This window comes from Bacillus sp. FSL L8-0199, from assembly GCF_038005705.1.
GTDB classification, from domain to species: domain Bacteria; phylum Bacillota; class Bacilli; order Bacillales; family Bacillaceae_G; genus Bacillus_A; species Bacillus_A cereus.
Genome location: NZ_JBBOTS010000001.1, coordinates 4,897,566 through 4,920,500, shown reverse-complemented (window position 1 = coordinate 4,920,500; position 22,935 = coordinate 4,897,566). Strand labels below are relative to the sequence as shown.

Sequence of the window (22,935 nt, the reverse complement as noted above, 5' to 3'; positions counted from 1 at the left end):
GGTTATCTAAGGAGGGACACACCAACATGGCGAAGCAACTGCCAGATATCGGCGATTATAAATATGGTTTCAAAGACAAAGACGTTTCGATTTTCCGTGCTGGACGCGGTTTAACAAAAGAAATCGTTGAAGAAATTTCACGTATGAAAGAAGAACCACAGTGGATGTTAGACTTCCGTTTAAAATCACTGGATAAGTTCTACGAAATGCCAATGCCACAATGGGGCGGCGACTTAAACGACTTAGATTTCGATGAAATTACGTACTACGTAAAACCATCTGAGAAATCTGAGAAGTCTTGGGATGAAGTACCTGATGAAATTAAAGCAACATTTGATAAATTAGGTATTCCAGAAGCTGAGCAAAAATATTTAGCTGGTGTATCTGCACAGTACGAATCTGAAGTTGTATACCACAACATGAAAGAAGACCTAGAAGCTCTAGGAATCGTCTTCAAAGATACAGATAGCGCATTAAAAGAGAACGAAGATATTTTCCGTGAACATTTCGGAAAAGTAATCCCACCAACAGACAACAAATTCTCTGCATTAAACTCTGCAGTTTGGTCTGGTGGATCATTCATCTACGTTCCAAAAGGTGTTAAAGTTGATACACCACTTCAAGCGTATTTCCGTATTAACTCTGAAAATATGGGACAATTCGAGCGTACGCTTATCATCGTAGACGAAGGCGCACACGTACACTACGTAGAAGGTTGTACAGCACCTGTTTACACGACTAACTCACTTCACAGTGCGGTAGTAGAAATCATCATTAAAAAAGATGCATATTGCCGTTATACAACAATCCAAAACTGGGCGAACAACGTATACAACCTAGTTACAAAACGTGCGGTTTGTGAAGAAAACGCAACGATGGAGTGGATTGACGGTAACATCGGATCTAAATTAACGATGAAATACCCAGCAGTTATCTTAAAAGGCGAAGGCGCTCGTGGTTTAACATTATCTATCGCGATTGCCGGTAAAGGCCAACACCAAGATGCTGGTGCGAAAATGATTCACTTAGCACCAAACACGTCTTCAACAATCGTTTCTAAATCGATTGCGAAGCATGGTGGTAAAGTAACTTACCGTGGTATCGTACACTTCGGACCAAAAGCGAAAAACTCTCGCTCTAACATCGAGTGTGACACGTTAATCATGGATAACCAATCTACATCTGATACAATTCCTTACAACGAAATCAAAAACGATTACGTTTCACTTGAGCACGAAGCGAAAGTATCTAAAGTATCAGAAGAACAATTATTCTACCTAATGAGCCGCGGTATTTCTGAGCAAGAAGCTACAGAAATGATCGTAATGGGCTTCATCGAGCCATTCACTCGCGAACTTCCAATGGAATACGCAGTTGAAATGAACCGTCTAATCAAGTTTGAGATGGAAGGTTCTATTGGTTAAATAGAAATGCGGAGCCGACTGTTCAGACCCGTTGGCTAAGATTCTTTCGCACAGAAGATGCTTTTCATCTTCTAGTGCGGAAGGTTCTTAGACATGATGGTCTAGGAGGCAAAGCTGGATAATATATGTATGAAGAAAGCGCCCTGCTGTGCAGGGCGCTTTTTTGTTTTGCGGATTTGTCTTGGCTTGGGAGAGGGTACCCGGGTGGGTGTTCAGTTAAATATATCAGCGATTTTTCAAATATATCGACCATAACTCGGAATATATCAGCGATTATTTCAATATATCAACGTTTCGACAAGGAATATCGATTTGTCGACAAGATAAGACAAAAGAAAATCCTCACATACCCCAAACATTTTATAAGAACAGAGAACGACTAGGTTTAAGATAAAGATACTGACAAATCCACTTGAACAACCACCCACTGAATTCTCTATTAAACTTTTTGACAAATCCACCCCTCCCTCCACTATTTGGAATTCTTTCCTGCATTAGCAAAAGTTTCTCATATAAAAAGGACAATCTTTTGCTTTTTCTCACAATGCGAGTACAATGTAAAATAGCAAGAAAAGACGAAAAGTATTTACAGGATTATTGCGTACGCATAGCGTAAATGGCAGTAAGGAACTGAGGGGAGGTTTTTTCTCTGAATATAAATAAAGAAACAATCATCCATCTTTATCATACAAACGATATACATAGTCATTTTGAAAATTGGCCGCAAATTTCTCGGTTTGTTCTAGGGGAGAAAAAGCGAAGACAGGAAGCGGGAGAGACCGTCTTGACAGTTGATATCGGAGATCATGTGGATCGTTTTCATAGTATTTCGGAAGCGACAAATGGCCTTGGGAATACGAAGCTTTTAAATGAGGCGTTATATGATTATGTAACGATCGGAAATAATGAAGGCATTACGTTAGCGAAAGAGCATTTAAATCGGCTCTATGATGATGCTGGATTTGAAATACTTGTCGCAAATTTATTTGAAAAAGAAGGGGTACGTCCGTCATGGGCAAGGCCTTATAAATTGCATACAACGACGGATGGGATTACCATTGCTTTTATTGGATTAACGGTAGCTTATCCAGAGTTTTATCAGATGCTCGATTGGCATATTGAAGATCCCATTATTCATTTAGAGTCTATTTTAGAAGAAGTGAAAGATGAGGCTCATATTACGGTTGTCCTTTCTCACCTTGGAAAAAGTATGGATGAGTATATGGCAGAGCATTATGATATAGATGTTATTTTAGGAGCACATACGCATCATTTATTTGAGCGTGGTATTCTACTGAATAATACTTTACTTTGTTGTTGTGAAAAGTGGGGACGTTACGTTGGTCACGTGCAGCTTACTGTGGATATAGAGACGAAGAAATTGCTGAAAAAAGACGGTAGAGCGATTAAGACGGAACGGTTAGGTGCTTATAGCGAGCCGTTATCCACAATTGAAATACTGCAGGAAGAAAGTGAGCATATAATGGCAGAGTCTGTCGTTCATTTAAAAGAGTCATTACCGGTTGATTGGTTTCAGGAGACGCCGTTTTCTCACATGTTAGCAAGTGCGCTGAAAACATGGTGCAATGCAGAGATTGGCATGGTGAACGCTGGTGTACTTCTTGAAGGGTTAGAAGAGGGTGTTGTAACGCGCGGAGATATTCACAGAATTTGTCCACATCCAATTAATCCGTGTGCTTTGAAAGTTCCAGGAAAGATATTAAGAGAAGTTATTTTGAAAGCACGTAAGCCGAATATGGAGAATCTTGAGGTGAAAGGATTCGGATTTCGGGGAAAAGTGATGGGGAAAATGATTTACGCTGGTGTAGAAGTCATTCCAGATACGATTCCCGGGAATAAAATTTTACTCGAAGATGTATTAATTAACGGGGAATCGCTGGAATTAGATCGTATATATACAGTAGGAACGATTGATATGTTTACATTTGGCTACTTATACCCAGAGCTATCCACACTTTCTGACAAACAATATTATATGCCAGAACTACTTAGAGATGTGTTAACAGATATGTTAATAACTTATACATCTTCCGTTAAACTATAGGCTAGTTAACTTGTAACACTCATTTTTCTCTTGTCATACAGATAAGAAAGAGAGGAGTGTGAACTATGGTTAATGTGGAGCCAATTATAATTGATAATTATACGTTTATTGCAGTTAGCGTGAAACTTCCAAAGACGAATTTGCTAGCTGTAATGAGCGATAAAGGATATATTATGTGTGGTGCATTAGATGTAGGTCTTTTAAATGAGAAATTAGGTGATCGAGGAATTATTGCTGGCCGTGCGGTTGGTGTAAGAACGATTGAACAACTTCTTGAAGCACCGCTAGAATCAGTAACGATTGAAGCCGAAGCTTTAGGTATTACGACTGGCACAATCGGAAAAGAAGCATTATTAAAAATGAGATAAGCATATATCGTCCCTCCTTCTTGCATAGAAATGATATAAGAAGGAGGTTTTTTTATGAGTATATTTCGCTCGAAAAACTCGCGGTTTCGAAGGGGACCTATTGCCTTTCGGTATATACTGCTTATGTCGTTTATTCTTTTTGTTATATTACTTACACAAGGGTTGTGGATTGTGAATAATAATATTCAGCCAACCTTAATTAAATATGGGGAAGTAGAGACACATAAAATGGCGACGGCAATTATGACGAAGGCAGTAAAGGATCGAATTAATGAAGGATTCGATGTAGATTCATTAATGAAAGTACAGAATGATAAAAACGGAAAAGTATCCACAATTAATTTAAATACAAAGCAAGTAAATGAAATCGTAACATCAACGACCACGTACATAGAAAAATATTTACAGCAAGTAGAACAAGGGAAGTTGAAGGAGCTAGGTATTTCTGAAAAAAACGGCGCGACTATGGCAGTTCCTTTTGGGCGTGTAACTGATAATGCACTTCTTGGTAATATAGGACCAGATATTCCGATTCATTTCACGCCAGTTGGACATGTGAATACAGATATTAAACAAAAAATTGAGCCGCATGGGATTAATACTACAGCGATTCAAATTGTTATGGAAATGGAAGTAACATTGCAAGTGATTATTCCATTTCATACGAAAGAGATAAAGGTGAAACAAAATGTTCCGATTGCGACGCGTATCGTTCAAGGGGAAGTGCCTACGTATTATGGAAGCGGAAGTGTTGCTGTACCTGATAAAAAGAAAACAGATAGTTAGTTGTAAATAAAGTGAAACTCGGCTCAGTCAGGCTTTTACTGGATAAAAAATAACCGTAGCAATGCAGCTACGGTTATCGTTTTGTATTTGCTCGTTCTTTGCGCTCCCAAAGGCTTAAATGCATGTATGGATCGAAGGCCCATTCTGTATAGCCATTGTCTTTATACATGCCAAAATGTAAGTGGGGCGGAAATTTTCCGGCTGTACCAGGAGGTCCATAACCAGTGCTACCAACAAATCCGATTACTTTCCCTGGCTCAACAATTTGTCCAAGCTGTATTTCTTTTGAGAACCCGCCTAAATGAGCGTAATAATGGTAATTGTTATGAAGGTCGCGAATACCAATGCGCCATCCACCAAGGCGGTTCCAACCTTTCGTTTCAATAATGCCATAGCAAGTTGATCTTACTGGCACGCCATATCCGGCAAAAATATCGGTTCCTTCATGAATCCTTCTGCCGCCAAAACTTCTTCCAGCGCCGAAAGTACTACGGTAGCTATGGTCACTACGGATCGGAAGAGGAAAAGCATTTCCTTCTAAATTAATACGTCCATAATGTTTATAAATTTGGGCGTATTCGCTAATTAAATCAACTGTTTTGGCACGTTTATAATATTCCCAGAGCATAATTTTAATACGGTCTTCTGACGTTCCTTGTTTCCTTAAAATAGTCGCTGCGGTATGCAGAAGATCACGGTCGCTATTTGCATTTGCAAATCCATCTTTGTCACCATCTAAACCTATTCCGCCAAATAGAGAAATTGTATGGGGGAGAGTATCGTTACTATTAATAGGTCCAGCCCATATTTCTGGTTTGAAATAAAGGGAAATGATGGCATCTGGTTTTTTCGGAATATCTTTTCTTACGCTCCGTATATTTCTTTCATATTGATCCATTGCAGCTAAGTAATACCATGGAATGCCTGAAGACTGCTCGGTTTCTTTATATAGTGCCATGCGCTTTTCGTATATGCTTTGCTGATTATCTTCACCGTAAGCGATGTTTTGGTGGAGAAGAAAACAAATAGAAAGCAAAAGAGAAATTTTTCGAAGCATGAAATAGACTCCTTTCACAACATCACTCTTTTTAGTGTGGGATATACGGAGTATTTCATTATAGGGAACGATTGGAAAAAATCTTAGAATCTTCATTTGAGCAAATCGCTTTCATACGTTAGAATAGATATGTTACATTGAAAGAAGCGAACACGGTAAACTATTTCATATTGTGCGGAGTTGATAACCATGACAAAACAAACAGAATATAAGCGCAAGCCCGAATGGTTGAAAATTAAGTTAAACACGAATGAAAACTATACAGGCTTAAAGAAAATGATGCGTTCTAAAAATCTTCATACCGTTTGTGAGGAAGCAAAATGTCCGAATATTCATGAATGCTGGGCTGTAAGAAAAACAGCAACATTTATGATTTTAGGTGCGGTTTGTACACGTGCTTGTCGTTTTTGTGCGGTTAAAACAGGCTTACCAACTGAGCTTGATTTACAAGAACCAGAACGCGTGGCAGATTCAGTAGTACAAATGGGCTTAAAGCACGTTGTTATAACAGCGGTTGCACGTGATGATTTAAAGGACGGGGGAGCAGCTGTTTTTGCTGAAACAGTACGAGCAGTACGTCGTAAAAATCCATTCACGTCTATCGAAGTATTACCATCTGATATGGGTGGAGTAGAAGAAAACTTAAAAATGTTAATGGATGCAAAACCAGATATTTTAAACCATAACATTGAAACAGTACGTCGATTATCTGACCGAGTTCGCGCTAGAGCAAAATATGAACGTTCATTAGAGTTTTTACGTCGAGCGAAAGAAATGCAGCCTGATATTCCAACTAAATCGAGCATTATGGTGGGCTTAGGTGAAACGAGAGAAGATTTAATTGAAGCAATGGATGACTTACGTGCAAACAATGTGGATATTTTAACTCTTGGGCAATACCTACAACCATCTAAGAAGCATTTACCAGTTCTTAAATATTACCCACCAGCAGAATTTGCAGAGCTTAAAGAAATTGCACTTAGCAAAGGATTTAGCCACTGTGAAGCTGGCCCACTTGTGCGTTCTTCTTACCATGCGGACGAGCAAGTACGTTCTGCAAAAGAAAAAACAGCAGAAGCTAAATAATGAAAAAAGAGAGCTAACGATTAGCTCTCTTTTTGTTTATACTCTAAAACGGTATTTGGACATGTTAATAAAATCTTTTTTAATTCTTCTGTGGATAATTCAATTGTAAATTCAGGTACACCAGGTGTAATTAAAATTTTATCGTACGTATAAATAGCGTTATCCACAATAATTGTTACATCGTGTGAATATCCGAAAGGAGCCACACATCCCGGCGTACAACCAGTTTTGTCTCGCAGTTCATCAGGAGAACAGAGAGATAACCGTTCTCCTGTTAGTTCTTTCATTTCTCCCCGGTTGAGTCTTGTGCCCTCTAACGTAAAAAATACGTAATAATCTCCAGACTTTGATTTTAAAAATAAGCTTTTACTTGGAGTGCCTTGTAAGCCGAGTCTCTCACGTACAATCCGATCTGTCTCATAATCGAGTACTGGTTCGTGTTCAAATTTTTCATAAGAAACATTTGTTTTATGTAGTAGAGCAAGTACATCTTCGTACATATGGAGTGATACCCCTTTCTATTATTAGTACAGTTTCTTCTCGTGGCGTCAACTGAATGTTTTGGAAAGGGATATTACTTGGACGATGCTTCCCATAAGCGTTTTATGATACATTGTTCGTCGATTGTAATTTCGTAAATATCAGGATTCGTTAAAGTTCTCCATTCATTAAAGCCAATCGTATGATCAAAATGCTTTAAAATGAGCGTAAGTAAATTGCCATGTGTAACAAGTAGTGTTGTCGTATGGTTTAATTGTAAAACGTCTTGAATAAGCGATATGGCACGGTCTGTTGCTTGTTTTGTTGACTCTCCGCCTGAAAAGGCAATATCTATATTTGTAAAAGTAGATTCTAGTTTTTGCATCCAATCATCCATTGGAACGTTGCTCAATATGCGTTCAGTTAATCGTTCATCTTCTTGGATAGATAAGTTAGCTTGGAGCGCATAGGGCCGAATGGAATCGATAGCTCGGACAAATGGGCTTGAAATAATATAATCGATTTGTAGATGATTTTCTAAGAGGAATGTAGCAAGGGTATTTGCTTGGTCTTTTCCATCGGTCGTTAATTCAGCATCACGTTTTTGCCCAGTTGCTGAACAATGTCGTATTACAATAATTTTCTTCATAATTCATCCCCATCTTTCAAGTTGACGCTATATACTTCGACAAATGTGGAAATAATTCCTTTTTCTTGTAAAACGGCATATGGATTTAAATATGTGGAAAAGTAATGTGGATAATGAACATTTGAGGTGCAATCATGAATAAAATGATATGTATTTTAGTTAGTCTTTGTTTTTTTATACACTTGTCCACAACTTATGCAGAGTCGAATCAAAAAGTAAATTATCCAAGCAATCGAAATAAGTCATTTGTGAGTGAGGATATTTTTTATAAACAGTTAGATAAGAAAATCTATAAAGAATACAATAATGCAGCATATAGTGTTCGAAAAAAAATCTTATTTAAAGAAGTGCCCGATGAAGAATTTTCTTTCCTACAAAAAACAGCCGTGGGTTGTCGGAGTAGTGTGATGCTTCAAGATTTTTTTGTTCATCCTGATCGCCAAGTTTATTTTTTTGCTTCCTTTTCTCAAAATGAAGTAGAAGAGTTTCATAAATATATCGTTATAGATGCAGAAACAAAGAGGGAGCTGCAAGAAGGAAAAAGCTATCATCATTGCGACAATCCATAAAAAATAAACCACCAATCGGTGGTTTATTTTTTACTCCGGTACACTCATTAATTTCGCTTTCATTTTGCGAATAAGAACGACAGCGCCAATTGTACAAAGAAGTGTAATTCCTTCTGCAACGAAGATATTGATTGTTTTTGTTTGGTAAAGTGCCGCGAAAAAGTCTACAAATGCGTGGAATAGTATAGCGTATACTAGGAAGATATATTTCTTCTGTTTTACTGCGTATAAAACAAGCATTGTAAAGGCAATTTGAAGCACGAGTGCCATAATTCTTTCTAAGCTACCAAGGAAGTATAAGTAGGCAGGTTGCTGAATTAACATGTCCTGTAAAATGCTCAGCTCGGGTTTTTGTTCAATCAGTCGAGCGAAGCTACCATCGTTAATAGAATTAGCAAAGATTAATGCTTGTAATGCAGAAAAACCGCCAATTAAAATAGATTCAATTCCGCCGTGACCAATTCCATAAGCGAAGCCATCTTTATATTCTAGATATTTTTTTAGTAAGAAGAAGAAGGCAACGAAGCGTCCTAATTCTTCAAAAATACCAGCAGTCAATCCGCCATAAATTGCGAAGACAAACGGATTTTCTAAAAATGGAGCGATTGTTGGATTACCGCGCATAAATAGGTGGAATGGTGTTTCAAGAATTTGGGTAAATCCGATAAAGATAAGAACACCAATGCCGACCACTTTCCAACTCATATTATATTTTTTACGGAAATAAACGAGTACAATAATTGGGACCAGAATCGAGACAATGAGTTGAAAGATGATGCTGGCAATTACAGTATTTGAAACCATACTTTCACCGCTTTCTAATATATGTACATATCTATTATGCATGAAATATAGGAGAGATGAAACTTTTTAAGATAAAATGAATTTACTTATTGACTCTAACGTTGCGTCATACTTTATCGTATGTATTAAGGGGGAGATACAAATGACAATGAGAGTAAAAGAAGTAGCTGATTTAGTTGGAATTAGTGTGCGCACACTGCATCATTACGATGAAATTGGGTTGTTAACCCCAGACGAGACGACAGAGTCTGGATATCGTCTGTATTCCAATGAAAATTTAGAGACATTGCAGCAAATTTTGTTTTTTAAAGAGCTTGGCTTCCCTTTGAAAAAAATTAAAGAGATTATCATGAGTCCATCATTTGATCGCGAAGAGGCACTACAGCTTCATAAGAAAATGCTTCTTGAAAAGCGTGCTAGATTAGATAAGGTGATTGCGACGATTGATAAAACAATTCAGCATACAAAAGGAGAGATTGAAATGACGAATAAAGAGAAATTTGAAGGATTCGATTTCAGCCATAACCCATATGAAGAAGAAGCACGGGAAAAATGGGGAGACGCAGCTGTAGATAAAGCGAACGAATATGCAAAAGGTATGTCAAAAGAGAACCAAGAGGAGTTTAATGCTATTTATAGAAATTTAGCAGCGCTTAGACACGGAGCACCAGATTCTAAAGAGGCACAAGAAGCAATCGGAGTGTGGTACGATTACTTGCAAAACTTCGGTGCATATTCATTAGATGCTTTTAAAGGACTCGGTCAAATGTATGTCGCTGATGAGCGCTTCATGAAAAATATCGATAAGTTTGGTGAGGGGTTAGCTCAGTTTATGTGTGATGCGATGGAGGTTTATGCGGATCGTAATAAAAAATAAAAAGTAAAACAGGTGGAGATTTTCTCCACCTGTTTTACTTTTTAATCATATCATTCAAAGTCTGATCTCCCGTATTGTTCAAATGAGGATTTTTACTCATTTCACGTTTTAGCATATCGAGGCTTTGCGTATATTCTGTATCATTTAATGCGCCAGATTGAAGACCTTGAATTTGGGAAATCAACTTTTGGTCTGTTGATACATATGCTTTATAATAGCGAGGGACGATGGACAAAGCAGCTCTATATACTTGATCTGCTACGAGTTTTGGATCCGTTGTGTTTGCACGGTATACAACAAATACTTCATCATCGGTAACGAGCGTAGCAGCGTTTGTAACGTCAGGAAGTTTGACTGTCATACTTGTAATCATTTCAGCAACTTTCTCACGGTTAATGGCTCCTACTTGTTTGTTAGATACTTCATGCTTTTGTTTAGATGAATAGCCGACTCTTGTGAGCCGTGTATTTGTATTTTCCGTATGATACATGTCGTTTTTATTGGAAACAAGAACACGGCTTCCTTCTTCACGTTCCATTTCAGCTTTGTTCGCTGATTGGCAGCCTGCAAATAAGGAAATAGTGAGAAGGGAAAGTAAAATTTGTTTTTTCACGATGTATCACCTCCTTCTCCATAGCATGTACTAATTTGCAATTTTTTGTATTTGAAATTGTTGGTTGTTATGCTTTGTGATACGATAAAAAGAAGAATGCTTAGAGAGGAAGTTAATGATGGAGCAAAAGCAAGAGATTCATGCTACGGTGAGCATTAATAATGTGCAGTACGAAGTAATTAAAAACTTTCGTGATGGTTTTAGTGAAGAAGCATTTAAAGAGCGCTATGCAGAAATTTTAAATAAATATGATTATATCGTTGGAGACTGGGGATATGAGCAACTTAGATTGCGCGGATTCTTTGATGATAGTAACCAACGTGCGACATATGATACGAAAATTAGTACGTTAACGGAGTATTTATACGAGTACTGTAACTTCGGTTGCGCACATTTCGTATTACGAAAAATGAAGAAATAAAAAAATCCTCTTACGATTGTAAGAGGATTTTTTGTATATTCTCATTTATAAACAAATCGAGATATGATCGCCTTCAGAAAGTATTGTATTTGGTTTCATTTGTTGTCCGTTCAATTGAATATCCCCGTTTTTAATTTTATCCACAATGAGTGTACGGCTCCAGTCGGAAATATATGTGGATAAGGCCTTATCTATTCGGTGGGAACCCAAAATGATGTCTAATACGATTGTGATTTCAGCTATGCCGTTTTCTTTATGTTGCATAATAGAAATAGTAGTTGTTTCGGCTTGATCTTGCTGCGTCATATCGACTGTTTCAACGTGATCAGTAAATGATTTATAAATACGCAGTTTTTGATTCCACGTATGATCTTTCGGACATTTATAAATGGCAAAGCGGTATATGTTTTTTCCGTTGGCGTTATGCCTACGAATATTCGTGTCAGTAAATAAGGTAGTGTGTCTGCAATTTTTACAATACTTTTCGATTGTGTTTTGCTCATTTTCATATAAACTCCAAGAAAGTTGTACTTTCTGCATTTTTCTTCACCTCTTATAGTAGTGGCAAAGAAACGTAATACAGCTATTTGGATGTCTTGTAGTATGAAGACATGAGAAAAAGACAAAAATAAAAGGAGGTTCCCTTAGGAACCTCCGTAAACATCATACTACAGATGCGTTACGTTCCTTTGTAATGGGAATAATGGGCAGACTACTCCCTTGAAAAAGCGTGGTGCTTTTTTGAGAGTAATGCTATCCAATTGCTGGTCCATTACAAAGTAAATGTTGGCATACGTAGATAACGTCCTTTCTATCCAAATAGATTTATTCTTAATTATAACACAGAAGATTGAAAATTGAAAATTCTTGAAATGGAAAACACCAGCTAAAATAGCTGGTGCATACGATAAATTATATAAGTTCAAATAAAAATGAGCGTAATTCTTCTGCAATTTCTTCAGTCATAGAAAATGCGTGCTCTAAGTAGCCTGGTTCGTTTAAATCGTCAGCACCGATGATTGCAAATTTATTGCGTTGCATATCAAGAACAATTGTTTTACCATAATGACGATCGGAGTATAATAGCGCTAAATCGTGACGCTCATTTTCTCCCATAAAGCTAACGAAACGAGTTTTTGTAGCGACAGTATCGTCGTACAGAAAGAAACGTTCTTCCATACACATGGCTCCTTTATTAAATATCTAAGTTTAAGTGTGGTTTATGATCTAAATGGTGATGCGTTTTAATGAATCGTACTGTTCTTGTTTTGTAACGCATTACGATAGAGTATGTTTCAGCTAAATCTCCACCAAGGAATTTAACACCGTCTAATAACTCACCAGCAGATACACCAGTTGCTGAGAAGATTGCATCATCCCCAGATACTAAGTCATCTAACATAAGAAGTTGACGAGGATCTTCTAATCCCATTTCACGACAACGAGCTTCTTCTTCTTCGTTCATTGGAACTAAACGAGCTTGCATTTCACCTTCAAGGCACTTTAATGCTGCTGCAGAAATAACACCTTCTGGAGCTCCGCCAATACCTACGAATAAGTCGATACCCGTTCCAGGTAGTGCTGTTGCGATTGACGCACCAACATCACCGTCACCAAATAATTTTACGCGTGCACCTTTTGCACGAACACGGTCAATAATATCTTGATGACGTTCACGTTCTTGAACGATAACTGTTAGATCGCGAATCTTTTTATTGTTAGCTTCTGCTACAATTTCAATTGTTTTTTCAATTGGATCATCTAAGCTAATTTTACCAGCTGCTTTTGGACCAACCGCGATTTTTTCCATGTACATATCAGGAGCATGAAGAAGGTTCCCTTTGTCTGCGATTGCAATAACTGCCATTGCATTTGCAAGACCTTTTGCAACGATGTTTGTACCTTCTAATGGATCAACGGCGATGTCTACTTCTGGACCGTTACCTGTTCCTAGTTCTTCACCAATATACAACATCGGTGCTTCATCAAGTTCTCCTTCACCAATTACAACTGTACCTGCCATGTTTACTGAATCGAACATATCACGCATTGCTGTAGTTGCTGCATCATCTGCTTCATTTTTCTTTCCGCGGCCCATCCACTGTGCGGATGCTAAGGCTGCTGCTTCTGTTACACGGACAATTTCTAGTGCGAGTTCACGTTCCAAGATTCCATTCCTCCAATTTCAAAAATCATACAAATATAACTATAACAAATAACGGAGAAAAGGTGAATTCGAAAAATTGTCGATTTTTTCAGAAGAAAGCGTTACAATTAAAATGTAAATGCTTTAATTTCCAGGTAGGTGACATTCATGTATTTTGTAGACAGAAAGAAAATAGAACAAATGCTAGTATGTTTAGAACGAGCAACAAGTACATTTCAAGAGAAAAAGATATATGAAACCGAGTTTGAATTTTACGCATTAGAGCGCATAGCCCATCTTATTATTGATACTGTATTAGATGCCGGGAATGCGATGATTGATGGATTTATTATGCGCGATCCAGGAAGCTATGAAGATATTATTGATATTTTAATGGACGAGCGAGTGATAAGTGAAGAAGATGGACAAGGGATGAAAGAAATTATCCTTCTTCGAAAAATGCTTACGCAAGACTATATTCAAATGAATCATGATGAATTATATAAGACGATTCAAAAACATATTGCAGTGGTAGAAAAATACCCAGCAAATATTCGCAGTTATTTAGAAAAGGAATTAGGACCTGTATCTGCATTTGTACCAGAATAATTATGCTTATAAGATCCCCAGAGAATGCCTTTTGGGGATCTTATATTGTATGTGAGAAAGAAAAGGGAGAAGGGTGAAGTATGGGGGAAGCACGTACTACGAAAGACGAGATTGTACAATTGTTGAAAGTAAAGGGAGAGCACACAGTAGCTGAATTAGCTGACATTTTAGAGATTACAGAAATGGCAATCAGAAGACATTTAAGTAATCTTGAGAAAGACGGACTCATTTATTCTAAGATGGTAAGGCAACATGTCGGAAGACCAACTTATTTGTATGGATTAAGTGAAAAGGGAGAAGATACATTCCCGAAAGAGTATAAGCAATTTGCGATTGATATGCTAGAAGATTTAGCTCGAATGGGTGATGAAAAAATACTTCGTTACGTTTTAAAAGAGAGAACGAAGCGAATGGAAGAACAGTTACAAAAGAGAGTAAGTAATCAAAAGAATTTAGCATATAAAGTGCAAGAGATAGCAGCTATGCAAGAGAAAAATGGTTATATGGTTCAAATAAAGAGAGATGGAGAGAAATCTTTCGTAATTGAAAAACAAAACTGTCCGTTAAAAGAAATTGCAGAGAGATTCCCGCAAGTATGCGAAGATGAAAAAGAAATGTATAAGCGTTTATTTGCAGGGGCAGATGTAAAGACGTTAGCAAACATGTGTGAGGGCGATTGTAGTTGTTCTTACCAAGTAAAAGAGAAAAAATGAACGTTATGGGGCGCTTTTAGGTAAAGCGTTTTTTTCTTTGGAAAAAGCGGGTAATATAAGAGTGGTATGATAAGGTGAGAACGTTAGCATAGAAGGAGAGACATAATCGATGTATAAAGGTTACTTAATTGACTTAGACGGTACGATGTATCGCGGAGAAGAACAAATTGAAGAAGCGAGCGACTTCGTAAAAGCATTAGGAGAGCGCGGCATTCCTTATTTATTCGTTACGAATAACTCAACGCGTAAACCAGAACAAGTGGCAGAAAAACTTGTTCGTTTCGATATTCCAGCGAAAGCAGAGCAAGTATTCACAACGAGTATGGCGACTGCGAACTTCATTTATGAACGTAAACAAGACGCAACTGTATATATGATTGGTGAAGAAGGCTTACACGATGCACTTGTGGAAAAAGGATTTGAACTTGTGGATGAAAATCCTGATTTCGTTGTTGTTGGTTTAGATCGTGACATCACATATGAAAAGTTAGCAAAAGCATGTCTTGCTGTGCGTAACGGCGCAACGTTTATTTCCACAAATGGAGACATTGCCATTCCGACTGAGCGCGGATTATTACCAGGTAACGGCTCATTAACATCAGTTGTAGCAGTATCAACAGGTGTGGATCCAATCTTTATCGGAAAACCAGAATCAATCATTATGGAACAAGCTTTAAAAGTACTTGGCATAGAAAAAAATGAAGCATTAATGGTTGGGGATAACTACGATACAGACATTTTAGCAGGAATAAATGCTGGCATGCATACCCTTCTTGTCCACACTGGAGTCACAACTGTGGAGAAGTTAACAGAATACGAAGTACAACCAACGCAAGTTGTGCATAACTTGACGGAGTGGATTGAGAAGATGTAATGAAATGCAGGTAACCGAAGAGGTTACCTGTTTTTTTATGCATAATTGCATATGTACTATAGGTATATAAAATGTAGAATTTAAATGTATTGATATAAGGGAGGGATAAGAATGTACTGGATGTCATGTATTATGCTTGTTTTTACATTATGTGTTTTGTTCTTTGTTCTATGGAAAATATATAAAATAAATGAAATGAAAAAAAGTGCAGGAAAACTTATTGCAATGTATCCTCGGGTGAGAAGACGTTGGATTGCATTACTTGGACCAGCATATTTCATTGGACAATGTATGTATATATATGCTCAGTACGTAAGTGGCGATATTGATACAGTTGAACAGTTTTTTATTCAGCTAGGTATTTATGCTGTAGCAAGTTGTTTTATGACTTTAATAGCTATACACCTTATTAAAAGTGTACAAATATATGAAAAAGGTGTAATAGATGGATTAAACTTTTATTCATATGAAGAATTGAAAGGCTATAAAACATCAACATGGGAAAATCCAAAAGAAAATATATTTTTATATCGCGGGCGAGAAAAAATGAATGACAATGTGAACTTACTTATTAGACAGGAAGATATGAATGAATTAGAAAGCATTCTTCAAAGATATATTCCGAAATTAATGATGAAATAAAAAAACTCCGGTTTTAACAACCGGAGTTTTTTATTAGAACGCACGATTCACAACGTCTTTAACCTCTTCAAGATATTGTTTACGCACACTGTTATCCACAGAAGGAACACTTGTATAGAATGTATGCTCAATTGTTTCAATGCCTGTAAATTCAAAAATACCAACATCCGCTGTTTTTTTCATTGCATCAAACATGCCGCCTGCTGTGTATGCTTCTTTCGTATTGCCCATTGTAGATAATAACAATCCTTTTTTACCGCTTAATAACTTTTCAATGCCGTTTTCACCGTAAGCATAAGCAAATCCATGGCTAAACACACGGTCAACGTATCCTTTTAAAATAGCAGGAAGCCCCGCCCACCAAACTGGATAAATGAATGTAATGCTGTCAGCCCAAGAGATATGTTCTTGTTCTTTTTTAATATCTTCTGGTGTATTTCCTTGAGAAAATGAGATGAAATCGGAAGCGCCTAATACTGGATTAAAGTTTAATTCGTATAGATCGCGAACGCGTACTTCGTGACCTTTTCCTTCTAATTCACTTTTTACCGTTTCTAAAATCGCATGGTTGAAGCTTTCTGTATTCGGGTGTGCATAAACGATTACATGTTTCATTTTTCTTCCTCCTATTTGTGGATATGTGAATAGTTATTTGTATATATGTAACTATTATGGTTACTACCTTTATAGAAGTCAAGTAATACATATGTATGTATAAAAAGACGCCCGAAAATCGCCTTTTTATACCCCGCTCATACAAAGTACAAAAAAGACAAATAAAATAATGACAATACCAATGCCGAAGTTAAATACGAGAGTACTATCCATATATGTAGCCTCCTTGTTTGAAAGTAAAAAGCACTCTAGTTAAGAGTGCTTTTTTATTTTGAATCTACTTTATAACTTTTAGAAAGTGATGCATGCGTGTAATATTTACATTATTTTATGTATGCATACTTTGAAATGAGTAAGTCCTTGTGAGATATAGAAAAAAAGACACTCTTGGAGTGTCTTTTAAGATGACAAAATGTGCCAATTGCTTGAGGTTGATAAGACGCTAATTTCCGTGTTAACGCCTTTTCTTTAATCAAGAAGTGTAGCAACAGCGATTCAAATAAATTGTACCACTTGTTTAATTGTGGTGCGTATGCAATTGTGCATATTATGATCATGGGGTAGGTAATGAACTGTGAATAATTTGAAGTGATTTATTTACGATTTCTTCTGCGGCATATATGCCAATTGCGTCTGTTTTTAAAATATGAGGTTGTAAGTTATCATGCATTGCCCCTAACTCACCATGAAGTGGTGCGAAGGCATGGTTCGCCTTTTCAAGCATGCATAAATCAAGTAAAGAATCCCCAGCTGTAATAATCGTATCTATTTGCAAAATTTCTTTTATATATTGCACGGCGTCCCATTTGTTAATTGGTTTTGGTACAAAGTATAGCTTTCTGCCTTGAAGTGAATGATTCCAGCCTTGTTTGTCTAACCAGGAAGTAAAAGATGATAATTCATCATAAGGAATGTTCTCCCGTTTAATAATGCAATAATGGAATAGATCATCGGCTGTTTTTTGTGATATAACCCAATCTTTATGAGCTATTTGTCCAAATTCCTTTAGTATGTCGTTTCTCTCTATACATTCAGCCGATAGTCTTTCTTTTACTGTCCTGTTCCAAGTACCATCTTGTTTCCCGTTATGAAGGATATTACCACCATTACTTGTAATGGCGTATTCGGGAATGATTTCGTCTTGGAATAAAGCAATCCGCTGAAACTGCTCAATAGTTCTTGTTGTAACTGGGATGAAATGTGAGTGCAGTTGTAATTTTTTTAGTAGTGAAATGGTTTTATGTGATATGAAAGAAATTTCTTTCCCATCTAAAGTTTCAATGAGTTGAATTGATTCATCTTCTATAGGGGCACGAAACGATTTCCGGGAATAAATAAGCGTCTGATCAAGATCACTGGCGAAAATCATATCATTTCCCTCTTAAGAGGCTTAATGAGCCCGCAACATGAATAAGCCATATTTTCATAGATTTCAATAGGGACATTCTTTTCTTTAGCGAGAAGTAAAATATGCTTTAAATCGGGATTGTTTTGCTTGCGTATTAAAATTTTCCACGGTATTCTCCGGAGTAATACGCGAGTTGTTTCACCGACTCCTGGTTTAATTAAGTTAATATCGTCAATTTCAAAGTGATTTTGGATAGACTGTATATCTTTTAATCCTTGCCAAGAGGGATTAGTGTAAGTTGAAGTAATATAACGTAATTGATTATCTATATGAGAATGAACAGAAGGGAATAAATCTGTTACCTCATCAACGAATAAATTTGATAAGTCTTCTTGTTCTAGCTCTTTATAATATTTAACACCATGAAAATCATTTGGACCGATATAGGTGTCATTTAGTACAGTGCGGCTAATGAGTCCAGAGACTGTTGCATTTAAGCAAGCGCTAGGAATAAGAAAATCTTCACGTGTACCGTAAATTGAAGTACAGTAACCGGGATCAGCAAGTACAGCCATACAATGAGAAATGTGTGTATTATTTCGTTCGTTAAATGTGTGTACTGCATATTCTAATTCTTTTTTTATTGCACCTTTTCCAGTCCACCCATCAATGAATTGAATTGTTTCTTTAGGGTGATGTTCCAAAATATAATGGAGTGCATTTTCATCAATACCGCGTCCGCGAACAATAGAAATACAATAGTGAGGTACATCAAGGTTGTATTGATAGCGTATGTAGCGTTTGATAAGAATGCCAATAGGTGTACCAGCACGAGCTAATGAAACGAGGACAAGGTTAGTTCCTTTAGTTTGTATAATCTGTTCGGCGACAACTCCAACAGCGATGGCTAGTTTGTGTTTGTATTGTTGCAGGGAAGAAAAGAATAAATCCATATACGCTTTAGAGGGTTTATATTCCATTGGTAACATTTCGGAATAATGTGTGCCAGCTTGAATTGCTTGTTCTCTAGTTTCCGTGGAACTTTCTTTCATTAAATCACTAATATCTTTTAATAGAAAAATAGCATCATTTGGATTGTAACTACTAATATGAGAATTTACTTTTACCATAATTATCAACCTTCCTTTTCTATGCTATTTGAAAATGAGACGATATGAATAAAAGGAATAACTGTTTGTAACTGCTGTAGAAGAGGAGATAGGGCTTCTTCCCCTAAATTACGCTCAATGAAAACAAATACTTCATCGTAATCATGAGGTGAAATATTATAAAAGTAATTTGTAATAGTAGAATCTTCAGGACTTGGATATGAGAAATGATTATGAATGGCGTAGTTCACATCATTTGAAACAGGATGGATAGGGCTTCTTGTTGTAGATTGATATAAAATATTTTCACCCATTTCAGCAGCAATTTTCATTGGAATATACATAAATTCACCCGTTCCGAGACAGAGTGTTCGTTTTCCAATTCTTTCTCTTTTTAAAGTTTTTCCTGCTTCTTGGGCGAAAGAATGAATGTGCTTTTGTTCATATGCTGAAATGCCAAATCGCCCAGTATATTTTATATAATTTGATGTATAGGGTGATTTTGGGCAGGTAAGGGTATGTTTTTTGAAATCAGGTTTTGTTTCTTCAATTTGAATCTTTGTTTTTGCAATATTTAATGGTTGGCCAGTTGTATGAATACTGCCTTCTAATAAAGAAATAACATGAACCTTAATTTGAAGTTCTTCTTCTAATTGTTTAAATTGTTTTCTATTAGTATGAGAACGCCAGTCTAATAAAGAAGCAATTATATATTCTTCTCGTGGGAATTTATTTTGAATAGATCTAATAATATTTAATGCTGTTTTTCCTGTTGTCATCTCATCATCTACGAGAACAATTGGATTGTTGTTTTGAAAAAAGCTTTCATCTACATAACAACGGTGCGATGTTGCATGAGAATGTTCTTCCTCAAATGTAATGACAGATTCTAGGTGGGGTATCGATTCCCTAGTTGTATGTACATACTTTGCATTTTGAAAGCATTGAAACATAGAATGACCAAGTGATGTCGCTGTTTCAGCGAATCCGATGAACAAAACTTCTTCTTGCAGAGGATATTGATAACGAAATACTTCCTCTGGGATTTCATCAATTTCTAATGAAATGAGATTTAAAATTTCTTTTTGAAATGGATGAGAAATATTATGTAGTATTTCCATATATCTTGCAGCGAGAGCAACTCCACTTGATAGAGAGACTGCAGGTTTAGTAGGAAGATGCTTTCCAAGGATTGTACTCACAAATAAAAAACTACGTTTCTTATTTATTCTCGCAGCCATTTGAAAAAGATTGTCTAGCGCTAAATTATATGGATTATCACGTACTTCTACATGAACTTGTATATTATTTAAAACGTTATACGTGTTGCTTTGCATTTGCAATAAGGAGATCGGTGAATTGTTTGTTTTCATGTAGCACCCCGTAAATATTAGATTTTAAAATGGTTTTGCGAGCCCAGCCATAATGAGGTTTTACTTCATTCATTTTGTTAGAAAAACTGCTTTTTAGCACTCCATTATACGTATCTGCATTTTGTAAAATTAATCTCGCATCTAAATAATCTTCCATTGTGACAATGTGCATTGCCTGTACAACTTTAATATGAGATGGGTGAATAACTGTCTTTCCGATTAAGCCATTTGCATGGTCAAGTGATACCTCTTGAATAAGCCCTTCTTCATGATCATTAGAAAAATATTCCCATACACATCCTGAAATAATATATTCATTTGTTGCCCTTGAGAAAACGTTAATAATGTCTGAAATACAATCACGGACAACAGTAATATGATAGATAGGTGTGTATTTATTGCGCCGAATACTAAATATACTTGAAAAATCAGTAGCACCAATACGTACATTTAAGATGTAATCGTGATAAGAATCTAGTAAATCCTTTATTTGTAATAATGATTCTGCCCGTGTTTCCTTATACATAATTTCGGGTGATTCTAAAATCGGCATGCCATATAGCGATAATGAGTATAACTCGTTTATATATGCAAGCTGATCGATATAAGTCTTTCCGTTAATCGGTGTGAATTTTGGAAAGACAAAACCACATAAACAATGAACAGCACTACCTAATTCAGTAACAATCTTCTTCATTTGACTTGGCTGTCGAACTCTAATAAAAAGAAGTGGGATGTCTGCTTGATTTAGTATGTTGGCACTGACTAAGTTAGCGATTTGCTGTATTTGAACGACGATGTTTTGCTCTGCAAGTTTTACTTCCTCATCGCTGATAGCGTCCTCTAGACAAAGAATAATTGAGATAGCATCCACATGTTTCCTTCTAATTATATCTTCCGCAATCGTTTCTTTCGTGCCAGGAGTATATAGTGTGGCACCTAGTGCGTAAGCTAGTTGTTCTTTCTCTATATTTTTTGAAAAACCAAGAGGTTCTTTATAGAAAAAATTTTGCCGTTCTTCCGAGGAGAGATAAGAAAAGTAATTCAAATTGTCACCACCTTATTTGTAATGATTATGTTTAATCGTAACATAATAAGAAAAATCTTCCATAAAAATGAGGCGAGAAATTAAAAAAATATATTGAGAAAGATGAATTATAAGATGAATATCGAATATTGTTAATAGAAATATAATAGGGGGAAAGAGAAAGTGGATATACATAAATTAACAGAGGAAGAAGCAAATGAGATAAATACTTGGACGTACGAGGAACCATATAATTTATATAGTTTTTCAGGCGAGAAAGAAGTAATGGAAGAGCTATTAGATGGAACGTATTATGGCTGTTGTGATGATCAAGGAGACTTCATCGGTTATTTTTGTTTTGGAGCAAATGCACAAGTACCAGGTGGAAGAGATGCTCATTTATATGGTGGAGAAGATGTGATTGATATCGGACTTGGCATGAAGCCGGCGTTAACCGGGAAAGGAATGGGGAAAGAATTCTTCCAAGCTGGAATAGCGTTTGCCACGAAAGAGTTTAATGCAAAAATGTTTCGATTAAGCGTAGCGACATTTAATACAAGAGCGATTACGTTATATAAAAATATCGGATTTAAGCAAGGGCCTATTTTTTTGAGTCGCGGAAGAGAATTTATGCTGATGGAATATGAAAGACCGTCAGCATGAACCTGACGGCCTAGAAAACACTATTATTCTGAGTGCTCAGCTCGGTGCGCTAAACGGCTTGAAGCAGCGGCAGCGATTCCGCCAACGATATCATCAAGGAATGTATGCACCTTTCCAGTTGATTTATCATTTAAGTATTCTAAAATACCAGGTTTTAATTTATCAATATATCCAAAGTTCGTGAAACCGATAGAGCCGTACACATTCACGATAGAAAGTGCGATAACTTCATCAATTCCATATAAGCCTTCATCACGTTTTACAATATCTTGTAACGGTTCACTTAGCATTCCCTTTTCAGCAAGGACATCAAGCTCGATACCAGTAATCAGTGCGTTTTGTACTTCACGTTTTGATAGTACACGTTCTACATTGTAACGGCATTCTGACATCTCTAAATTTGGATGATATTTTTTTTGAAGAAAATGAACAAGTTCAGCAATATCGTCAATTGTTACACCGCGTTCTTGTAATAGTTTTAATGCTCTTTCTTGTAGTTGATTTGATTCTTTCATGTTTATCACCTTTTTTTCTTTTTAGTATTTGTATACGTTTCGTTGCTTTATCATGTGCATAGGAATGAAAGGCGAGCACAAGCTCATATATATAAAGAAAAA

At 36.5% G+C, this 22,935-nt stretch carries 27 protein-coding genes; 13 read left to right on the top strand and 14 right to left on the bottom strand.

What is annotated here, in order from left to right; genetic code table 11:
* Window positions 1–26: 26 nt before the first annotated feature.
* The 4 genes from sufB (at window position 27) to yunB (ending at window position 4,643) form a co-directional block, all read left to right on the top strand.
* A complete protein-coding gene (gene sufB / locus NST86_RS25515; protein ID WP_001118827.1) occupies window positions 27–1,424 on the top strand; it encodes a Fe-S cluster assembly protein SufB in 1,398 nt (465 codons plus the stop codon).
* Between the two features lie 649 nt (window positions 1,425–2,073).
* Entirely contained in the window at window positions 2,074–3,489 is a 1,416-nt protein-coding gene (locus tag NST86_RS25510) for a bifunctional metallophosphatase/5'-nucleotidase (protein WP_227414888.1), read from the top strand.
* 65 nt (window positions 3,490–3,554) lie between these two features.
* Window positions 3,555–3,857, top strand: a complete 303-nt coding sequence (locus tag NST86_RS25505) for a YunC family protein (protein ID WP_016118834.1) — start codon at window positions 3,555–3,557, stop codon at window positions 3,855–3,857.
* Window positions 3,858–3,911: 54 nt separating this feature from the next.
* A complete protein-coding gene (gene yunB / locus NST86_RS25500; RefSeq protein WP_000021805.1) occupies window positions 3,912–4,643 on the top strand; it encodes a sporulation protein YunB in 732 nt (243 codons plus the stop codon).
* Window positions 4,644–4,716: 73 nt separating this feature from the next.
* Here yunB and NST86_RS25495 read toward each other — a convergent pair whose 3' ends face one another.
* Window positions 4,717–5,700 carry a M23 family metallopeptidase gene (locus NST86_RS25495; protein WP_016118833.1) on the bottom strand — a complete coding sequence of 328 codons (984 nt, stop codon included), beginning with the start codon at window positions 5,698–5,700 and terminating at the stop codon, window positions 4,717–4,719.
* A 189-nt stretch (window positions 5,701–5,889) separates the two neighbouring features.
* Between NST86_RS25495 and lipA the strand changes: the two genes are divergently transcribed.
* Window positions 5,890–6,786, top strand: coding sequence for a lipoyl synthase (gene lipA, locus NST86_RS25490; RefSeq protein WP_000166372.1), 897 nt, complete (start codon window positions 5,890–5,892; stop codon window positions 6,784–6,786).
* Window positions 6,787–6,806: 20 nt separating this feature from the next.
* Here lipA and NST86_RS25485 read toward each other — a convergent pair whose 3' ends face one another.
* Window positions 6,807–7,286 (bottom strand): YbaK/EbsC family protein, encoded by a 480-nt coding sequence (locus NST86_RS25485; protein WP_000272747.1) that lies wholly within the window; start codon window positions 7,284–7,286, stop codon window positions 6,807–6,809.
* A 74-nt stretch (window positions 7,287–7,360) separates the two neighbouring features.
* Entirely contained in the window at window positions 7,361–7,915 is a 555-nt protein-coding gene (locus NST86_RS25480; protein ID WP_061663184.1) for a histidine phosphatase family protein, read from the bottom strand.
* Window positions 7,916–8,049: 134 nt separating this feature from the next.
* On the opposite strand from NST86_RS25480, the gene NST86_RS25475 reads away from it, so the two are divergent.
* Window positions 8,050–8,484 (top strand): hypothetical protein, encoded by a 435-nt coding sequence (locus tag NST86_RS25475; RefSeq protein WP_061663185.1) that lies wholly within the window; start codon window positions 8,050–8,052, stop codon window positions 8,482–8,484.
* Window positions 8,485–8,514: 30 nt separating this feature from the next.
* On the opposite strand, the gene NST86_RS25470 is transcribed toward NST86_RS25475, so the two are convergent.
* Window positions 8,515–9,330 (bottom strand): YhfC family intramembrane metalloprotease, encoded by an 816-nt coding sequence (locus NST86_RS25470; RefSeq protein WP_009327507.1) that lies wholly within the window; start codon window positions 9,328–9,330, stop codon window positions 8,515–8,517.
* Between the two features lie 100 nt (window positions 9,331–9,430).
* On the opposite strand from NST86_RS25470, the gene NST86_RS25465 reads away from it, so the two are divergent.
* A complete protein-coding gene (locus NST86_RS25465) occupies window positions 9,431–10,165 on the top strand; it encodes a MerR family transcriptional regulator (protein WP_000178773.1) in 735 nt (244 codons plus the stop codon).
* A gap of 34 nt (window positions 10,166–10,199) precedes the next feature.
* On the opposite strand, the gene NST86_RS25460 is transcribed toward NST86_RS25465, so the two are convergent.
* Window positions 10,200–10,778, bottom strand: a complete 579-nt coding sequence (locus tag NST86_RS25460; protein ID WP_000744128.1) for a YhcN/YlaJ family sporulation lipoprotein — start codon at window positions 10,776–10,778, stop codon at window positions 10,200–10,202.
* Between the two features lie 118 nt (window positions 10,779–10,896).
* On the opposite strand from NST86_RS25460, the gene NST86_RS25455 reads away from it, so the two are divergent.
* Window positions 10,897–11,199 carry a YutD family protein gene (locus NST86_RS25455; RefSeq protein ID WP_000435942.1) on the top strand — a complete coding sequence of 101 codons (303 nt, stop codon included), beginning with the start codon at window positions 10,897–10,899 and terminating at the stop codon, window positions 11,197–11,199.
* 45 nt (window positions 11,200–11,244) lie between these two features.
* On the opposite strand, the gene NST86_RS25450 is transcribed toward NST86_RS25455, so the two are convergent.
* The 3 genes from NST86_RS25450 to glpX all read right to left on the bottom strand — a co-directional run bounded on the left by NST86_RS25450 (window position 11,245) and on the right by glpX (window position 13,366).
* Window positions 11,245–11,739, bottom strand: a complete 495-nt coding sequence (locus tag NST86_RS25450) for a hypothetical protein (RefSeq protein WP_061663186.1) — start codon at window positions 11,737–11,739, stop codon at window positions 11,245–11,247.
* Window positions 11,740–12,111: 372 nt separating this feature from the next.
* Window positions 12,112–12,378 (bottom strand): DUF3055 domain-containing protein, encoded by a 267-nt coding sequence (locus NST86_RS25445; protein WP_000392606.1) that lies wholly within the window; start codon window positions 12,376–12,378, stop codon window positions 12,112–12,114.
* Window positions 12,379–12,394: 16 nt separating this feature from the next.
* Window positions 12,395–13,366 (bottom strand): class II fructose-bisphosphatase, encoded by a 972-nt coding sequence (gene glpX / locus NST86_RS25440; protein ID WP_000439090.1) that lies wholly within the window; start codon window positions 13,364–13,366, stop codon window positions 12,395–12,397.
* Between the two features lie 147 nt (window positions 13,367–13,513).
* Between glpX and NST86_RS25435 the strand changes: the two genes are divergently transcribed.
* The 4 genes from NST86_RS25435 (at window position 13,514) to NST86_RS25420 (ending at window position 16,183) form a co-directional block, all read left to right on the top strand.
* Window positions 13,514–13,954, top strand: coding sequence for a DUF86 domain-containing protein (locus NST86_RS25435; RefSeq protein ID WP_016110892.1), 441 nt, complete (start codon window positions 13,514–13,516; stop codon window positions 13,952–13,954).
* Window positions 13,955–14,034: 80 nt separating this feature from the next.
* Window positions 14,035–14,667 carry a helix-turn-helix transcriptional regulator gene (locus tag NST86_RS25430; protein WP_061663187.1) on the top strand — a complete coding sequence of 211 codons (633 nt, stop codon included), beginning with the start codon at window positions 14,035–14,037 and terminating at the stop codon, window positions 14,665–14,667.
* A 109-nt stretch (window positions 14,668–14,776) separates the two neighbouring features.
* On the top strand, window positions 14,777–15,541 hold the full coding sequence (locus NST86_RS25425) for a TIGR01457 family HAD-type hydrolase (RefSeq protein WP_000276467.1): 765 nt from the start codon (window positions 14,777–14,779) through the stop codon (window positions 15,539–15,541).
* A gap of 111 nt (window positions 15,542–15,652) precedes the next feature.
* A complete protein-coding gene (locus NST86_RS25420) occupies window positions 15,653–16,183 on the top strand; it encodes a hypothetical protein (RefSeq protein ID WP_061663188.1) in 531 nt (176 codons plus the stop codon).
* Between the two features lie 33 nt (window positions 16,184–16,216).
* Here the strand turns inward: NST86_RS25420 and NST86_RS25415 are convergent, their stop codons facing one another.
* The 5 genes from NST86_RS25415 to NST86_RS25395 all read right to left on the bottom strand — a co-directional run bounded on the left by NST86_RS25415 (window position 16,217) and on the right by NST86_RS25395 (window position 21,676).
* The gene (locus NST86_RS25415; RefSeq protein ID WP_000683447.1) at window positions 16,217–16,798 is read right to left on the bottom strand and encodes an NAD(P)H-dependent oxidoreductase; all 582 of its coding nucleotides are present in this window, start codon (window positions 16,796–16,798) and stop codon (window positions 16,217–16,219) included.
* Between the two features lie 553 nt (window positions 16,799–17,351).
* A complete protein-coding gene (locus tag NST86_RS25410; RefSeq protein ID WP_000575376.1) occupies window positions 17,352–18,167 on the bottom strand; it encodes an HAD family hydrolase in 816 nt (271 codons plus the stop codon).
* Window positions 18,164–19,276 (bottom strand): cysteine protease StiP family protein, encoded by a 1,113-nt coding sequence (locus NST86_RS25405; protein ID WP_061663189.1) that lies wholly within the window; start codon window positions 19,274–19,276, stop codon window positions 18,164–18,166. The genes NST86_RS25410 and NST86_RS25405 overlap by 4 nt, the downstream gene beginning before the upstream one ends.
* A 5-nt stretch (window positions 19,277–19,281) precedes the next feature.
* Window positions 19,282–20,628 (bottom strand): phosphoribosyltransferase family protein, encoded by a 1,347-nt coding sequence (locus NST86_RS25400; RefSeq protein WP_061663190.1) that lies wholly within the window; start codon window positions 20,626–20,628, stop codon window positions 19,282–19,284.
* The gene (locus tag NST86_RS25395; RefSeq protein WP_001106076.1) at window positions 20,573–21,676 is read right to left on the bottom strand and encodes an HpcH/HpaI aldolase/citrate lyase family protein; all 1,104 of its coding nucleotides are present in this window, start codon (window positions 21,674–21,676) and stop codon (window positions 20,573–20,575) included. The genes NST86_RS25400 and NST86_RS25395 overlap by 56 nt, the downstream gene beginning before the upstream one ends.
* Window positions 21,677–21,838: 162 nt before the next feature.
* Between NST86_RS25395 and NST86_RS25390 the strand changes: the two genes are divergently transcribed.
* Window positions 21,839–22,318, top strand: coding sequence for a GNAT family N-acetyltransferase (locus tag NST86_RS25390; RefSeq protein WP_000351145.1), 480 nt, complete (start codon window positions 21,839–21,841; stop codon window positions 22,316–22,318).
* 23 nt (window positions 22,319–22,341) lie between these two features.
* On the opposite strand, the gene NST86_RS25385 is transcribed toward NST86_RS25390, so the two are convergent.
* Window positions 22,342–22,833, bottom strand: coding sequence for a phosphatidylglycerophosphatase A family protein (locus NST86_RS25385; RefSeq protein ID WP_000665094.1), 492 nt, complete (start codon window positions 22,831–22,833; stop codon window positions 22,342–22,344).
* Between the last annotated feature and the right edge of the window lie 102 nt (window positions 22,834–22,935).

What these genes read in the sequence shown, in the direction of transcription:
- NST86_RS25400 (WP_061663190.1), bottom strand. Translation starts at nt 20,628, where the DNA reads ATGAAAACAAACAATTCACCGATCTCCTTATTGCAAATGCAAAGCAAC.
- sufB (WP_001118827.1), top strand. Translation starts at nt 27, where the DNA reads ATGGCGAAGCAACTGCCAGATATCGGCGATTATAAATATGGTTTCAAA.
- NST86_RS25385 (WP_000665094.1), bottom strand. Translation starts at nt 22,833, where the DNA reads ATGAAAGAATCAAATCAACTACAAGAAAGAGCATTAAAACTATTACAA.
- NST86_RS25450 (WP_061663186.1), bottom strand. Translation starts at nt 11,739, where the DNA reads ATGCAGAAAGTACAACTTTCTTGGAGTTTATATGAAAATGAGCAAAAC.
- NST86_RS25485 (WP_000272747.1), bottom strand. Translation starts at nt 7,286, where the DNA reads ATGTACGAAGATGTACTTGCTCTACTACATAAAACAAATGTTTCTTAT.
- NST86_RS25410 (WP_000575376.1), bottom strand. Translation starts at nt 18,167, where the DNA reads ATGATTTTCGCCAGTGATCTTGATCAGACGCTTATTTATTCCCGGAAA.
- NST86_RS25475 (WP_061663185.1), top strand. Translation starts at nt 8,050, where the DNA reads ATGAATAAAATGATATGTATTTTAGTTAGTCTTTGTTTTTTTATACAC.
- NST86_RS25415 (WP_000683447.1), bottom strand. Translation starts at nt 16,798, where the DNA reads ATGAAACATGTAATCGTTTATGCACACCCGAATACAGAAAGCTTCAAC.
- NST86_RS25495 (WP_016118833.1), bottom strand. Translation starts at nt 5,700, where the DNA reads ATGCTTCGAAAAATTTCTCTTTTGCTTTCTATTTGTTTTCTTCTCCAC.
- lipA (WP_000166372.1), top strand. Translation starts at nt 5,890, where the DNA reads ATGACAAAACAAACAGAATATAAGCGCAAGCCCGAATGGTTGAAAATT.
- NST86_RS25430 (WP_061663187.1), top strand. Translation starts at nt 14,035, where the DNA reads ATGGGGGAAGCACGTACTACGAAAGACGAGATTGTACAATTGTTGAAA.
- NST86_RS25425 (WP_000276467.1), top strand. Translation starts at nt 14,777, where the DNA reads ATGTATAAAGGTTACTTAATTGACTTAGACGGTACGATGTATCGCGGA.
- NST86_RS25405 (WP_061663189.1), bottom strand. Translation starts at nt 19,276, where the DNA reads ATGGTAAAAGTAAATTCTCATATTAGTAGTTACAATCCAAATGATGCT.
- NST86_RS25455 (WP_000435942.1), top strand. Translation starts at nt 10,897, where the DNA reads ATGGAGCAAAAGCAAGAGATTCATGCTACGGTGAGCATTAATAATGTG.
- NST86_RS25445 (WP_000392606.1), bottom strand. Translation starts at nt 12,378, where the DNA reads ATGGAAGAACGTTTCTTTCTGTACGACGATACTGTCGCTACAAAAACT.
- NST86_RS25420 (WP_061663188.1), top strand. Translation starts at nt 15,653, where the DNA reads ATGTACTGGATGTCATGTATTATGCTTGTTTTTACATTATGTGTTTTG.
- NST86_RS25470 (WP_009327507.1), bottom strand. Translation starts at nt 9,330, where the DNA reads ATGCATAATAGATATGTACATATATTAGAAAGCGGTGAAAGTATGGTT.
- NST86_RS25480 (WP_061663184.1), bottom strand. Translation starts at nt 7,915, where the DNA reads ATGAAGAAAATTATTGTAATACGACATTGTTCAGCAACTGGGCAAAAA.
- NST86_RS25435 (WP_016110892.1), top strand. Translation starts at nt 13,514, where the DNA reads ATGTATTTTGTAGACAGAAAGAAAATAGAACAAATGCTAGTATGTTTA.
- yunB (WP_000021805.1), top strand. Translation starts at nt 3,912, where the DNA reads ATGAGTATATTTCGCTCGAAAAACTCGCGGTTTCGAAGGGGACCTATT.
- NST86_RS25505 (WP_016118834.1), top strand. Translation starts at nt 3,555, where the DNA reads ATGGTTAATGTGGAGCCAATTATAATTGATAATTATACGTTTATTGCA.
- NST86_RS25465 (WP_000178773.1), top strand. Translation starts at nt 9,431, where the DNA reads ATGACAATGAGAGTAAAAGAAGTAGCTGATTTAGTTGGAATTAGTGTG.